The organism is Streptomyces sp. NPDC046915, from assembly GCF_040644935.1.
Taxonomy (GTDB): domain Bacteria; phylum Actinomycetota; class Actinomycetes; order Streptomycetales; family Streptomycetaceae; genus Streptomyces.
Map to the genome: position 1 here is coordinate 638,057 of NZ_JBEYXB010000003.1, position 14,226 is coordinate 652,282.

Here is a 14,226-nt window from a genome sequence, read left to right on the forward strand (position 1 = left end):
CGTATCGGCGTGGCACGATTTGCAGTGTTTCCCGTCCGCGTCGAGCCCGTCTCGTGCGGATCCCGTGCCCGTCCCGCGAGGGTTTCGAGCCGAATCCGGTGGGGAGGGAGCAGGCGTGCCCAAGGTGTCCTCGGTGATCGTCCCCTACGCCACGTACCTGCGCGTGTACGAACCGCTGGCCGCCTTCCCCGAGCCGGAGCGCAGCCACTGGACGCGGTACGCCCGGCGTCCCGACCGCCCCTCCTACCAGGACGAACTCCGTCGCTCCCTGGCCGACCTGCTGCCCACCCCGCCGGTCCCGGTGCCGGTGCAGGAGAGCGGCGACGCCTTCGTCCTCGACGTCGACGGCGTGGTCTGCGTCTGCCCCTGGCGGACCCGGCTGCGCGGCTGGCAGGCGCTCGGCGATCTGGCCGAGGAGCTGCCGCCGCCGGTCCTGGACGCGGTGCTGCCCCCGCTCGTACGCCAGCAGGCCGGCCGGGACTACGAGCGCTGGCTCGCCCGCAACCCCGACGCCCGCCCCTGGATCCGCACCGCGACCTGGCAGGTGCCGATCAACTGGTTCGTCCTGGTCTCCGACGAGGAGCGGGAGTACGTCAAGGGCACCGGGGACGCCGGGGCGGCCGGCGCCGAGCCGCCCGTGCTGCGCTACCGCACACCCATGGTCCAGGCCCGGCGGCGGGTGGCGCGCGGGCTGCGCGCGCTGAAGGACGCCATCGAGGAGGGGCCGCTGATCGACGGCCTGGTGGACGTGGGCCGTTGGCTGGAGGAGTTCCACCCGCGCTCGCTGGTGGAGCTGGACTACGGCGGCCTGGTGCACGTGCTGCCCGCCGGCGAGCTGGAGGGCGACCACTCGGCGGCCGACGTGGCCGAGGGCATCGACGCGCTGCGCCGCGGGGACGGGGCCGCCGCCGGGGAGGCGTACGGGCGGCTCGTGGAGCGCTGGCGGTCGGTTCGGGACAGGCGTTCCGCGAACTGACGAGGCGTAAGTGACGTACGTCACGGCCCATACCGCGTCGAACAGCGTACGGTAACGCCACCTTGGTGACCTGACGGGACGTTGGTCTCGATCCGGTCTATTGCGCCGAGGGTGACACAAGGGTGATGGACTGCACGTACACCGCTCTTGCGCCACTTGCCCCCCCTCATGCCAAAATAGGACAAGGAGTCCGGGGAGGGCTCCATCCGTCCACTTGTGCTTGATTGTGGGGGGAATCTCAGCATTGCACGCTTTGGGGGGTCTCGTGACTCCTGATCGTCCTGTGACTGATCGTCACAGTGGCGTGACTGTCCGCTATGGCATGGTCCATCGGCTTCCGTCGCTGATGAACACCTGGGAGGGCAATTCCATCGGTTTGGCCGACGCGGCTGGACAGATGGTGTAGTTGTAGTGCCGAGGACAAGCCGTTCGTCCTATAACCGACTCGACTCGCGTCCGCCATTTCGGGCAACGCGGGTCAAGGTGCAGAATTTAGAGGAAAGAACCGAGAAGGTTCGGTTCTCCCGAGGAGGCCGCTCATGACCGCTCGCACCCCTGATGCCGAGCCGCTGCTGACCCCGGCTGAGGTCGCCACCATGTTCCGCGTCGACCCCAAGACGGTCACGCGGTGGGCGAAGGCCGGCAAGCTCACGTCGATCCGTACGCTCGGCGGGCACCGCCGCTACCGCGAGGCAGAGGTCCGCGCGCTGCTCGCGGGCATCCCGCAGCAGCGCAGCGAGGCCTGAACAACTGAATACCGGGTGGTGCGGCAGGTCCCCCAATCGGCCGAAGCACCCGAAACCCTAGCTCCAAGCGACGCGGGACCTGCCCCAACAGGCCCCTCTCCCAAGCCGAACAGAACTTCCTAGGCGAGCGACACAGGGTGCGTCGTAGATCGCGCTGGACTCCGCCGAGTCCAGCGCGATCTTTTTTGTGCGCCGAACCGGGTGCGTGCGGGGTCCCTGTGAGCGGGCTTGTCGGACTCTGGGGGGCGGTGTCGGATCCGCTGTGGGTGAGCTCCCGAGCTGGTGCAATTGCACATATTAAATTGACCAGTTGTAGGAGGTGTGTAAATACCTCGGTTCCGGAAACTCATGCGGTGACACCCGTCACATGCCAGAACGCTTGTTGCCGCTGGCGTATGTGCGCTAACAGTCAAGCCCTGGACGGGTTTTCGTCCTCGGCGGCCTCGTCCGGGGCCTGTGCGCCGGGCGGGGCGGAGTCCAGTGCCAGGCGCTGCAAGCGGTGGCAGATCGGGCAGCGGCGGGTGAGGTGCCGGTAGGACGTGGCGGCCGACAGATGCGCCCTGAGCAGCGCCCGCGTCTCGTGCCTGGCCGATGCCGCCATACGCCACCTCCGGGGCCGCTCGGGGGAACCGAGCGCTGTTTTCTGGGTACCGGTGGAATGTGACGCCGTCAAGACCGCCGCGTGGCTCCGCCGGTTCCGCGGTGTGGCTGCGCCGGGCCGGCGCTGACCGGTGAGGGCGGTCGTGTGGCCGCGTCCCGGGGGCTGCCGCCCTGGCTCCGCCGGGGTTTTCGGCCGGTTGGTTCGACTGGGCCGGCGCTGACCGGTGCGGGCGGTCGTGTGGCCGCCTCCTGGGGGCTGCCGCCCCCAGACCCCCGCTTCGGCCTGAACGGCCTCGTCCTCGAACGCCGGACGGGCTGGATCATGCGGACCGGCGCCGAGAGGCGCTGGCGTGCTCGGACATGAGAGAGGCCCGCGTCCCTCGCGGGATGCGGGCCTCTCTCATGATTGCGGTCCTGACGGGATTTGAACCCGCGGCCTCCACCTTGACAGGGTGGCGAGCACTCCAAACTGCTCCACAGGACCAGGTTTCGCGGCGCTTTTCGTGCGTTGCGCTGCGAGAAGAGACTGTACAGGAGGGTGAGGGTCCTGGTCGAACTCACCCACCGTACGCGGGCGATTACGGGACAGCCGCGTCGATCGCCTTCACGATCCGCTTGTCCGAGACGGGGTACGCCGTGCCCAGCGCGTGGGCGAAGTAGCTGACCCGGAGCTCCTCGATCATCCAGCGGATGTCCAGGACGGAGGAGGGGACGGGGCGGCCCCCCGGGAGCTGTTCCAGGAGCCAGGCGTACTCGTCCTGCATCTCGTGGACCTTCTGCATGCGCGTGGTGTCCCGCTGGACGTTCGTCGGCATCTGCTGGAGCCGCCGGTCCGCGGCCACCAGGTACCGCATGAGGTCGGGGAGGCGCCGTATGCCCGCCCAGGTCACGAAGCCGGGCTTCACGAGGGCGTCCAGCTGCTTGCGTACGTCCGTCAGGTTCGCCAGCAGCACGGGGCTGCGCACGGACTTCAGGCGCCGCTCACAGGCCTGCCAGGCGGCCAGCACCTGCTGCACCTGGCCCACGGTCCGCACGGTCGTGTCGACGATCTCCGCGCGCACCTTGTCGTAGAGCTTGCGGTACGACTCCTCGTCCCACGCCGGCCCCCCGAAGTCCCCGATCAGCTTGTCCGCCGCCGCCATCGCGCAGTCGTCGAACAGCGCCTGGATCGAACCGTGGGGGTTCGCGGACAGCCCCAGCTTCTGGGCGTTCGTCAGCTTCTCGGACGCGAACTTCGCCGGATTCACCGGGATGTTGCGCAGGATGAGGCGGCGGGTGCCCTTCCACATCGCCTCGGCCTGCTCCGCCTCCGTGTCGAAGAGACGGACCGAGACGGTGTTCGCCGTCGGTCCGTCGTCCACCAGCGCCGGGTACGCCTTCACCGGCTGCCCGGCCCGGCGGGTCTCGAAGACCCGGCTGAGCGTGCCGATGGTCCAGTCGGTGAGGCCCTCGCGCTCCAGGGACTCCCCGCCCTGGCGGGACGCGGTGGCCGCCGCGGCCTGCGAGATGGCCTGCCTCGCCTTCGGCTTCAGGCGCAGCTTCAGCGACTCCAGGTCCTTGTCCTCCGCCAGCTTCCGCCGCCGCTCGTCGACGATCCGGAAGGTGATCCTCAGGTGGTCGGGGATCCTCGCCCAGTCGAAGTCGGCGGCCTCGAAGGGCACGCCGACCATGAGCCTCAGCTCACGCGCCATGGTCGTGGTGAGGGGCTCGGCGAGCGGGGCCGCCTTCTCCAGGAAGGCCTTCGCGTAGTTCGGCGCGGGCACGTAGTGGCGGCGGATCGGCTTGGGCAGGGAACGGATCAGCTCCGTCACCAGCTCCTCCCGCAGCCCCGGGATCTGCCAGTCGAAGCTCTCGTCCGTGACCTGGTTCAGGACCTGGAGGGGGACGTGGACCGTGACGCCGTCGGCGTCCGCGCCCGGCTCGAACTGGTACGTGACGCGGAACTTCAGCGGGCCCTGGCGCCAGGAGTCCGGATAGTCGGCCTTCGTGACCGCCTCCGCCGACTCCCGGATGAGCATCTCCCGCTCGAAGTCCAGGAAGTCCGGCTGCTCCTGCCGCTTCCGCTTCCACCACGAGTCGAAGTGGGCACCGGACACGGCGTGTTCCGGCACCCGCTGGTCGTAGAAGTCGAACAGCGTCTCGTCGTCGACCACGATGTCCCGGCGCCGCGCCCGGTGCTCCAGCTCCTCGACCTCGCTGAGGAGCCGGCGGTTGTCGGCGAAGAACTTGTGGTGCGTCCGCCAGTCGCCCTCGACCAGCGCGTTCCGGATGAACAGCTCGCGGCTGACCTCCGGGTCGATACGGCCGTAGTTGACCTTCCGGTCGGCGACGATCGGCACGCCGTACAGCGTGACCTTCTCGTACGCCATCACGGCCGCCTGGTCCTTCTCCCAGTGCGGCTCGCTGTACGTCCGCTTCAGCAGGTGGCCGGCGAGCGGTTCGACCCACTCGGGTTCGATCTTCGCGTTGACCCGGGCCCAGAGCCGGGAGGTCTCCACCAGCTCGGCGGACATGACGAACCGGGGCGTCTTCTTGAACAGCGCCGAGCCCGGGAAAATCGCGAACTTGGCGCTGCGCGCGCCCAGATACTCGTTCTTCGCGCCGTCCTTCACGTCCTTCATGCCGATGTGCGAAAGCAAACCGGCGAGGAGCGAGACGTGGATGCGGTCGTCCGGGGCGTCCTGGTCGTTGAGGTGGATGCCCATCTGCTTGGCGACCGTGCGCAGCTGCATGTAGATGTCCTGCCACTCCCGGATGCGCAGGAAGTTCAGGTACTCCTGCTTGCACATCCGGCGGAAGGACGACGAACCCCGCTCCTTCTGCTGCTCGCGGATGTACCGCCAGAGGTTGAGGTAGGCGAGGAAATCGCTGGTCTCGTCCTTGAAGCGGGCGTGCTGCTGGTCGGACTGGGTCTGCTTGTCGGCGGGGCGTTCGCGCGGGTCCTGGATGGACAGCGCGGCGGCGATCACCATGACCTCGCGGACACAGCCGTTCCGCTCCGCCTCCAGCACCATGCGCGCCAGACGCGGGTCGACGGGCAGCTGGGCGAGCTTGCGGCCGGTGTCCGTCAGGCGCTTGCGCGGGTCCTTCTGGGCCGGGTCCAGTGCGTGCAGCTCCTGGAGCAACTGCACGCCGTCGCGGATGTTGCGGTGGTCCGGCGGGTCGATGAAGGGGAACTTCTCGATGTCGCCGAGGCCGGCCGCGGTCATCTGGAGGATGACGGAGGCCAGGTTCGTACGGAGGATCTCCGCGTCCGTGAACTCCGGGCGGGAGACGAAGTCGTCCTCGGTGTAGAGGCGGATGCAGATACCGTCGGACGTACGCCCGCAGCGGCCCTTGCGCTGGTTGGCGCTGGCCTGCGAGACCGGCTCGATGGGCAGCCGCTGCACCTTCGTGCGATGGCTGTAGCGGCTGATCCGGGCGAAGCCGGGGTCGATGACGTACTTGATGCCGGGGACGGTCAGGGACGTCTCCGCCACGTTGGTCGCGAGCACGATCCTGCGACCGGTGTGCTGTTGGAAGACGCGGTGCTGCTCCGCGTGGGAGAGGCGGGCGTAGAGGGGGAGTACCTCCGTGAACCTGTACTTCTTTCTCTCCAGCGCGTCGGCGGTGTCCCTGATCTCGCGCTCTCCCGAGAGGAAGACGAGGATGTCCCCCTTCCCCTCCGCCATCAGCTCCTCGACGGCGTCGGTGATCGCGGTGATCTGGTCGCGGTCGGCGTCGTCCGAGTCCTCTTCCAGGAGGGGCCGGTAGCGCACCTCCACCGGGTACGTCCGGCCGCTGACCTCGACGATCGGCGCGTCGCCGAAATGCCGGGAGAAGCGCTCGGGGTCGATGGTGGCGGAGGTGATGACGACCTTGAGGTCCGGCCGCCTGGGCAGCAGCTGGGCGAGGTAGCCGAGCAGGAAGTCGATGTTCAGGGACCGCTCGTGGGCCTCGTCGATGATGATCGTGTCGTAGGCGCGCAGCTCGCGGTCGGTCTGGATCTCGGCGAGCAGGATGCCGTCCGTCATCAGCTTGATGAAGGTCGCGTCCGGGTTCACCTGGTCGGTGAAGCGCACCTTCCAGCCGACGGCCTCACCGAGGGGCGTGTCCATCTCCTCGGCGACGCGCTCGGCGACGGTCCGGGCGGCGATCCTCCTGGGCTGGGTGTGCCCGATCATGCCGCGCACACCGCGCCCGAGCTCGAGACAGATCTTCGGGATCTGGGTGGTCTTACCGGAACCGGTCTCACCGGCGACGATGACGACCTGGTGATCGCGGATGGCGGCCGCGATCTCGTCCTTCTTCTGGCTGACCGGCAGCTGTTCGGGGTAGGAGACGGCGGGCACGCCGGCGCGCCGCTCGTCCATCCGGGCCTCGGCCTTGCCGACCTCCGCCTCGATCTCGGCGAGGACGGCGGCGCGGGCCTCCGGCTTACGGATCTTGCGCGCGCCCTCGAGCCTGCGCCCGAGCCGGTGCGCGTCGCGCAGCGACAGCTCGGTCAGGCGGGGGGCGAGGGTGCCGAGGGCGGAGGCGGGGTGCGTAGACATACGGGGTCCAGGATCTCACCTCGCCGAAATTCCTGGCTAACGATTTGCCTCCGGCGGTTCGGCAGGGGGTTCTCACCCACCCGCCCACCCGTACAACTCTCGTCGTCGGGTGCGGGTGGTCGCTGCGGGGGTTGACGGCCGTCGGTGGCTGCGGGGGCGGTCGTCTGGGCCGGGGGGTGTGTGTTGCGTGCGACTCTCGTCGTCGGGTGCGGGTGGTCGCTGCGGGGGTTGACGGCCGTCGGTGGCTGCGGGGCGGTCGTCCGGGTCGGGTGTGTGTGTTGCGTGCGGCTTTTGGGGTTGGGTGTGGGTGGCCCCGCGGGGGTTGACCGCCGTCGGCGCCGGAGCGACGTAGTCGGCCTGGCTGCGGGCAATCGTGCCGCAGGGCGGCACGGGTGGGCGCAGCGGCACCCCGTTGCGCCGGGTTGCGTGACCCTCGCCCCGGGGGCTACCCCGGGCAGCTTTCTACTCGCTTCGCTGGGTCTGGGGCGTCGCCGCCGCCGGAGGCTCGCGGCGGGCGCCGTCGCCCAGGGCGATCGACCTCGCCGTGTTGGAGATGGCCTTGATCCCCAGGTAGGCCGTGGTCATGCTGCTCACCGCGGTGAACGCGGACGTCAGCACGCCGACGATCACCGCCTTGTCCCCGTCGAGCCGCCACACCCCGAAGATCGCGACCCCGGCGATCGCGAGGTTGCTCACGATCACCGCGAGCAGCCCGTACCGCGCCCGGTCCTTCTCCAGCTCGGCGTCCCGAATGGCTTTCGCCTCGTCCCGGCTCATCGTCCCCCGCCCCCAGAAATCACGGTCGATCGGCCAGAACGTAGCGCCGGTCGGCCCCGCTGCCAAGCGACCGTACGGTCAGAAGACCGGCCCCGTGCCCCGTAGCTCCGCCACCCGTGCGTCGACCTGCGCCCGGTCGTACCCCCGCCGCACGATGTCGAAGGCGGGCGGCGGCACGTCGGGTCCCGCGCCGGCCGTCAGCAGCGCCAGATACGCGTCGACCTGGTCCCGGTCGTAACCACGCCGAGCGATGTCGAACCCCTGCAAAGCGTCCCCCAAACGAGTCCGTCCGTATGCGTGGGCACCCTCACCTGCGCAGGCTGGAGAGTGCCGCAACCCGTACCCACAGTGAGGGACGATGATCGTATCGGTGATGTCGATGCCGGAAGGGACCGTCACTCAAACGCACGTGTCCGAGGCACGAGAGCGTCTCGCGGCATCCCGTTTCCTGTTCGTCGACATCGAACTGCCCGAGCCGGCCCGGCCCGACGAGACCCCGGTGGCCCGCCTGCTCGGTCTGGAGGACGTGGACCTGGCGTGGTTCGGTACGGAGGGCGAAGCCGCGCGGGCCGAGTTCTTCGGGGACAGCGCCGGATTCGTCGTACCCGTGGTCGAGGACGACCAGGTCACTCATGTCCATGCCTTCGTCACCGAGCGGTACCTGATCACGGTTCACCGAGGACCGATCGGCCTGATGCGCGGTGTGGCGGCCCGGCTGCCGCGCGAGAGGCCCCCGGACACCGTGGCCACGCTGTTCCTGCTCCTCCAGGAGGCCCTGGAGTCCTTTCGCCGGTCGGCCGTGGACGCCCTGCTGGAGGTGGAGGAGCTCGAGGACGAGATGTTCCAGCGACGGAACCCCCAGCAGATCTACCGGCTGGCACTGCTACGACGCCGCTCGGCCCTGCTGCACCACACGCTCCTCCCCTACCTACAGGTGACGGACGAGGTCTTCACGCGCAGGATGATGAACCCCCATTTCCCTGAGGAGCGGCGGCGGCTGGCTCGTGCCTTCCAGCACAGCTCGAGGCTGGTGCTGAGGGACATCGAATCCCTCCAGGACGCCTCCCGGCGGGCCTTCCTCAGTTACTCCACCCTCGTGTCCGGCGAGCAGAACGGCGTGATCAACCGGCTGGCCATCGTGTCGGTGATCTTCCTGCCGCTGTCGTTCCTCACCGGGTTCTTCGGCATGAACTTCACCTACATGACCGACGAGTTGGAGAGCAGGGCCGTCTTCTGGCTGCTCGCCGTGGGGCTTCAGGCGACCGTCCTGTTCGTCGCCCTCTACGTACTCCACCGCACCCGCCTCTGGCGCAAGCTGCGCGACGACGGTCCCGAGGACTCATGACACGAGAACGGCCCCACCGGATGATCTCCGGTGAGGCCGTTTGCCCTGGTAGGGCGGTTGTGGCTGGGGCCGGGGTCGAACCGGCGACCTATCGCTTTTCAGGCGATCGCTCGTACCAACTGAGCTACCCAGCCACGGGGTTTCACGTGAAACAAAACCCCAGCGGTCCTGACGGGATTTGAACCCGCGGCCTCCACCTTGACAGGGTGGCGAGCACTCCAAACTGCTCCACAGGACCAAGCGTTGTGTACAACAGTGTCGCACACGGTATTGCGTGCCCCCAACGGGATTCGAACCCGTGCTACCGCCTTGAAAGGGCGGCGTCCTAGGCCGCTAGACGATGAGGGCTATCGGCCCGCCTGGGCGCTTCTCAGCGCGTCGGGGACGTGAGAAGCATATGGGATGGCGAGGGGTATCGCCAAAACGGTTTACGGCGACACGGACGAGGGAGTGGACGGCGGGGTTGACGAGGTGGACGACGAGGGCGTCGGATTCGTCGGGCTCGGGGTCGCGCCCGGCTGGTTGTCCTCCGGGAGGTGGCGGCTGACCTCGGCCGTCGTCAGGCCCAGGCCACCCAGCTTGATCGCGTCCCAGGCCTGGAGGCGACGGGTGTCCCGGTCGAAGTAGAGGATCGACGCCTCGATCGGAGCCGGGTACTTGTGCTCGACGGCGCGCAGCCCGCTGCCGCCCGTGGAGCCCTCGATACGCAGCCGGGTGCCGTGCTTCATGATCTCGTCGCCCTCGTGGTGGAGATGCCCGGCCAGCACCAGGGGCACCTCGCCGTCCGTCTCCCGCGCCGCGGAGGGCTCGTGGATCATGGCGACGTCCACCGGGGTCCCCGCCGTCCGCTGGTCGCGCAGGGCGGAGGCCAGCCGGTCGCCCGCCAGCCGCTCCTCGTCGTCGCTGAGGTGGCCCGAGCGGTCGGGGGTGAACTGCGGATCGCCCATGCCCGCGAAACGCAGGCCGGCCACCGACTCCGCCTTGCCGTCGTCGAGGATGTGCACGTTCTTCATCCGCCCCAGGTACTTCTGGGTGACCCGCGAGTCGTGGTTGCCGCGCACCCACACGTACGGCACGCCCAGGTCGGCGATCGGGTCCAGGAAGCCGTTCTCGGCCGCCGTGCCGTGGTCCATGGTGTCCCCGGTGTCCACGATCACGTTCGCCTTGTACTCCGCCACCAGCGAAGTGATGATCTTCCAGCTCGCCGGGTTGAGGTGGATGTCCGACACGTGCAGCACCCGGATGGTGCTGGGGTCCGGCTGGTAGGCCGGCAGCGTGGAGGTGACGTCGTACAGCTTCGTCACGTTCGTCACCAGGCGGGCCAGCTCCTTCTGGTAGACGTCGAACTCCGTCACGATGCTGCGCGCGTTGCCGACCAGTGAGGGCGCGGAGGACAGCAGGCCGGAGAAGCGCGGCTCCAGGACCGACTCGGGGTTCCAGGTGGCGTACGCCGTCGCGCCGGACGCCGCGAGGAGGGTGAACGCGAGTCCGCCGGCCGCCAGGGCGCGGCGCGGGCGGCGGTAGACCGCGAGGCCGAGCGCCGTCGCGCCGGAGACCACGGCGACGCAGGAGCGTACGGCCAGGTCGACGGTGCCGTGCTCGACGTCCCGGGCGATCTCGTCCTGGAGGCCGGCGATGCGTTCGGGGTGGTCGACCAGCGCCTGGGAGCGGACCGGGTCGAGCTGGTCGACGCTGACGTCGAGGCGGACCGGCGCGATGTGGCTGTCGAGCGAGAGCGCGCCGAGCGGCGCGACGTTGATCTTGGTGCCGCCGGTCAGGGACGGGCGCAACGTCATCGTCGTGTTCATCGGGCCGACCGGGGCCCGTACGTCGCCCACGATCAGCAGCCCCAGCCAGGCGCCGACCAGCACGACACCCGTCAGCCCGAGGGCGCGGACCCAGGGGTGCGGCCGGGCGGCGAGTTCGAGCGCGGGCAGGGCGCGGGTGCCCTTCCGGGGGCGGGCGTTCCGGGTGCGGGGTTTCCCGGTACGGCGGATGCGGTTCTTGGTCCGGTTCAGCATGCGGTCCAGGGCTGCGACGGGGACGCGGGCCATTGGTGCCGTATGCCCGGGTTCCGGCATGGGTATGCGGCGGTCCGCGACTCTCGTACGACGGTGTCGTACCGGACAATGGCCCTGTGCTGGAGATGACGCGCGAGGAGTTCGAGGAACTGGTCGCCGAGGCGCTCGACCGGATCCCGCCGGAGCTGACGCGGCTGATGGACAACGTCGCGGTGTTCGTCGAGGACGAACCGCCCACCGACGATCCCGAGCTGCTCGGGCTGTACGAAGGGACCCCGCTGACCGACCGCGGCGAGTGGTACGCGGGCGTGCTGCCGGACCGGATCACCGTCTACCGGGGGCCGACGCTGCGGATGTGCGAGACGCGGGAGGACGTCGTCGCGGAAACCGAGGTGACCGTGGTGCACGAGATCGCGCACCACTTCGGGATCGACGACGAGCGGCTGCACACGCTCGGCTACGGCTGAGTCGTCGCCGCCCCTTTCGTCGCCGGCCTCGTTCGTCGCAGGCCCCTTTCCGGCGGGTCGCGTGTCCTCTTGTGGGCGGCGGGAGTTGGGCAGGTTGACTCCTTCACTCCGCCATCGGAGGTGGCCGCCGTGCGCCCCTTGCCCGTACCCGTCCGTCTGGCCGCCACGGCGATGGCCCTCGCCGCCACCTCCGGCTGTGTGAATGTGGGCGACGACGCCGGCCCGGCCAGACCGTCCCACTCGGCGGGGCAGCGGGGCGGCGACGCGCCCGACGGCCTGACGGTGGTGTCGGGGCGCGGCGGGGGATACGGCGGCGAGGCGGCCGACGGCAAGCACGGGCACGGCGCGAAGCCCAAGCCGGGGAAGTCGGCCTCCGCCTCGGCCACGCCGTCGGCGAAGAGCAGCGCTCCCGCGACCGCGCCGACCGAGCCGGGCAGGACCGAGAAGCCGGGCGACCCGGCGCCGACCAAGGCCCAGCCCACCCCCACGCACACCCCCGAGCCGACGCCCACGCCGCCGCCGCCTCCGCCACCGCCACCCGCGTCCAGTGAGCCGCCGACCGCCGAGCCGTCCTCGTCGGCGCACGAGGAGACGGGGCCGCAGCTGGCCCAGCGGGAGCCGGCGCCGGTGGCCGGGTCGCCGGTGTAGGGAGCCTCCGGGTGCCGGGCCGTGTGACGTACTCCCCGTGTGTGACGTACGTCTACCGGGCTCGGTTTGCCTTCAGGGGTGGAGGGTGCGTATGGTGGTAGATCGTTTGATCCCATTTGCCCGGCGCCACTGCAGAGCGCGCCGTGTGGCGCGTACTCTCCCTTGCCGTGGCGGACCGCATAGAGGCGGTCATCATGCGACTCACGGAGTTGACGGGCGCGTGCCGACGAGACTCCGGAAGGTTTCGCATTCGCATGTCCATTTCCAGTACTGATCACGTCGTCGTGCCCGAGAACACCGAGGCCGAGACCAACGACGAGACCAGCACGCCCGAGGTCACCTTCGCCGACCTCGGTCTCCCCGAAGGCGTCGTTCGCAAGCTCGCGCAGAACGGCGTGACCGTCCCCTTCCCGATCCAGGCCGCGACCATTCCGGACGCCCTGGTCGGCAAGGACATCCTCGGCCGCGGCCGCACCGGCTCCGGCAAGACCCTCTCCTTCGGTCTGCCGACCCTGGCCACGCTGGCCGGCGGCCGCACCGAGAAGCACAAGCCGCGGGCCGTCATCCTCACGCCCACCCGTGAGCTCGCCATGCAGGTCGCCGACGCGCTCCAGCCGTACGGCGACGTCCTCGGCCTGAAGATGAAGGTCGTCTGCGGCGGTACGTCGATGGGCAACCAGATCTACGCCCTGGAGAGGGGCGTCGACATCCTGGTCGCCACCCCGGGCCGCCTCCGCGACATCATCAACCGCGGCGCCTGCTCCCTGGAGGACGTGCGGATCGCGGTCCTCGACGAGGCCGACCAGATGTCCGACCTGGGCTTCCTGCCCGAGGTCACCGAACTCCTCGACCAGGTCCCGGCCGGCGGCCAGCGCATGCTGTTCTCCGCGACGATGGAGAACGAGATCTCCACGCTGGTCAAGCGCTACCTGGTCGACCCGGTCTCGCACGAGGTCGACGCCGCCCAGGGCGCGGTCACGACGATGTCCCACCACATCCTGATCGTGAAGCCCAAGGACAAGGCGCCGGTCACGGCCGCGATCGCCTCCCGCAAGGGCCGCACCATCATCTTCGTCCGCACCCAGCTCGGCGCCGACCGCGTCGCCGAGCAGCTGCGCGACGCGGGCGTGAAGGCGGACGCGCTGCACGGCGGCATGACCCAGGGCGCCCGTACCCGCACGCTGGCCGACTTCAAGGACGGCTACGTCAACGTCCTGGTCGCCACCGACGTCGCCGCCCGCGGCATCCACGTCGACGGCATCGACCTGGTCCTGAACGTCGACCCGGCGGGCGACCACAAGGACTACCTGCACCGGGCCGGCCGCACCGCCCGCGCGGGCCGCACCGGTACGGTCGTCTCCCTCTCCCTCCCGCACCAGCGGCGCCAGATCTTCCGCCTCATGGAGGACGCCGGCGTCGACGCCGGGCGCCACATCATCCAGGGCGGTGCCGCCTTCGACCCGGAGGTCGCCGAGATCACCGGCGCCCGTTCCATGACCGAGGTCCAGGCCGAGTCCGCGGGCAACGCCGCCCAGCAGGCCGAGCGCGAGGTCTCCCAGCTCACCAAGCAGCTGGAGCGCGCCCAGCGCCGCGCCGCCGAGCTCCGCGAGGAGGCCGACCGGCTGGTCGCCAGGGTCGCCCGTGAGCGGGGCGAGGACCCGGAGGCGGCGGTCGCCGAGGCGCAGGCCGAGGCACAGGCCGTCGCCGAGGCCGCGGTCCCGGAGCAGCCGGCCGCGCCGGACGTCGACCGGGCCGAGCGCGAGGAGCGTACGGCGGGTTCGTCGTCGTACGAGCGTCGTGAGCGCCGGGACGGTGACCGTGGCGGTTTCCGTCGTGACGACCGTGGTGGGCGTTCCTTCGAGCGTCGTGACAACGACCGTGGTTTTGAGCGTCGTGACAACGACCGCGGTGGTTTCCGCCGGGACGACCGTCGCGACGGTGACCGTGGTGGCTTCCGTCGTGACGACCGTGGTGGGCGTTCCTTCGAGCGTCGTGACAACGACCGTGGTTTTGAGCGCCGTGACAACGACCGCGGTGGTTTCCGCCGGGACGACCGTCGCGACGGTGACCGTGGTGGCTTCCGTCGTGACGACCGTGGTGGGCGTTCCTTCGAG

General features: G+C 69.9%; 11 protein-coding genes and 4 tRNA genes. 6 read left to right on the plus strand and 9 right to left on the minus strand.

Going from position 1 to position 14,226, the window contains the following annotated elements:
- Positions 1–115: 115 nt before the first annotated feature.
- Together ABZ915_RS11135 and bldC are read left to right on the plus strand one after the other, a co-directional pair.
- A complete protein-coding gene (locus ABZ915_RS11135) occupies positions 116–976 on the plus strand; it encodes a hypothetical protein (protein WP_361799291.1) in 861 nt (286 codons plus the stop codon).
- Between the two features lie 539 nt (positions 977–1,515).
- The gene (gene bldC, locus ABZ915_RS11140; RefSeq protein ID WP_003949541.1) at positions 1,516–1,722 is read left to right on the plus strand and encodes a developmental transcriptional regulator BldC; all 207 of its coding nucleotides are present in this window, start codon (positions 1,516–1,518) and stop codon (positions 1,720–1,722) included.
- A 409-nt stretch (positions 1,723–2,131) separates the two neighbouring features.
- On the opposite strand, the gene ABZ915_RS11145 is transcribed toward bldC, so the two are convergent.
- The 5 genes from ABZ915_RS11145 to ABZ915_RS11165 all read right to left on the minus strand — a co-directional run bounded on the left by ABZ915_RS11145 (position 2,132) and on the right by ABZ915_RS11165 (position 7,910).
- Positions 2,132–2,323, minus strand: coding sequence for a DUF6274 family protein (locus tag ABZ915_RS11145; RefSeq protein WP_361799294.1), 192 nt, complete (start codon positions 2,321–2,323; stop codon positions 2,132–2,134).
- A gap of 408 nt (positions 2,324–2,731) precedes the next feature.
- A tRNA-Asp gene (locus tag ABZ915_RS11150) sits at positions 2,732–2,806 on the minus strand.
- A 94-nt stretch (positions 2,807–2,900) separates the two neighbouring features.
- The gene (hrpA, locus tag ABZ915_RS11155) at positions 2,901–6,854 is read right to left on the minus strand and encodes an ATP-dependent RNA helicase HrpA (protein WP_361799297.1); all 3,954 of its coding nucleotides are present in this window, start codon (positions 6,852–6,854) and stop codon (positions 2,901–2,903) included.
- 462 nt (positions 6,855–7,316) lie between these two features.
- Positions 7,317–7,631, minus strand: a complete 315-nt coding sequence (locus tag ABZ915_RS11160) for a hypothetical protein (RefSeq protein WP_361799300.1) — start codon at positions 7,629–7,631, stop codon at positions 7,317–7,319.
- Positions 7,632–7,709: 78 nt separating this feature from the next.
- A complete protein-coding gene (locus ABZ915_RS11165) occupies positions 7,710–7,910 on the minus strand; it encodes a DivIVA domain-containing protein (RefSeq protein ID WP_361799303.1) in 201 nt (66 codons plus the stop codon).
- A 130-nt stretch (positions 7,911–8,040) separates the two neighbouring features.
- Between ABZ915_RS11165 and ABZ915_RS11170 the strand changes: the two genes are divergently transcribed.
- Positions 8,041–8,976, plus strand: coding sequence for a CorA family divalent cation transporter (locus ABZ915_RS11170; protein ID WP_361799306.1), 936 nt, complete (start codon positions 8,041–8,043; stop codon positions 8,974–8,976).
- A 60-nt stretch (positions 8,977–9,036) separates the two neighbouring features.
- Here the strand turns inward: ABZ915_RS11170 and ABZ915_RS11175 are convergent.
- The 4 genes from ABZ915_RS11175 to ABZ915_RS11190 all read right to left on the minus strand — a co-directional run bounded on the left by ABZ915_RS11175 (position 9,037) and on the right by ABZ915_RS11190 (position 11,030).
- Positions 9,037–9,110, minus strand: a tRNA-Phe gene (locus ABZ915_RS11175).
- Positions 9,111–9,139: 29 nt separating this feature from the next.
- Positions 9,140–9,214: transfer RNA gene (locus tag ABZ915_RS11180), tRNA-Asp, on the minus strand.
- A 37-nt stretch (positions 9,215–9,251) separates the two neighbouring features.
- Positions 9,252–9,324, minus strand: a tRNA-Glu gene (locus ABZ915_RS11185).
- Between the two features lie 80 nt (positions 9,325–9,404).
- Positions 9,405–11,030 carry a metallophosphoesterase gene (locus ABZ915_RS11190; RefSeq protein WP_361799309.1) on the minus strand — a complete coding sequence of 542 codons (1,626 nt, stop codon included), beginning with the start codon at positions 11,028–11,030 and terminating at the stop codon, positions 9,405–9,407.
- A gap of 83 nt (positions 11,031–11,113) precedes the next feature.
- Here ABZ915_RS11190 and ABZ915_RS11195 point away from each other — a divergent pair, with 83 nt between their 5' ends.
- From ABZ915_RS11195 to ABZ915_RS11205, 3 genes are all read left to right on the plus strand, one after another.
- On the plus strand, positions 11,114–11,464 hold the full coding sequence (locus ABZ915_RS11195) for a metallopeptidase family protein (protein ID WP_361799312.1): 351 nt from the start codon (positions 11,114–11,116) through the stop codon (positions 11,462–11,464).
- 129 nt (positions 11,465–11,593) lie between these two features.
- Positions 11,594–12,112, plus strand: a complete 519-nt coding sequence (locus ABZ915_RS11200) for a hypothetical protein (RefSeq protein WP_361799315.1) — start codon at positions 11,594–11,596, stop codon at positions 12,110–12,112.
- Between the two features lie 254 nt (positions 12,113–12,366).
- Positions 12,367–14,226: DEAD/DEAH box helicase (locus ABZ915_RS11205; protein WP_361799318.1), on the plus strand; the 1,860-nt coding region annotated here is incomplete at its 3' end.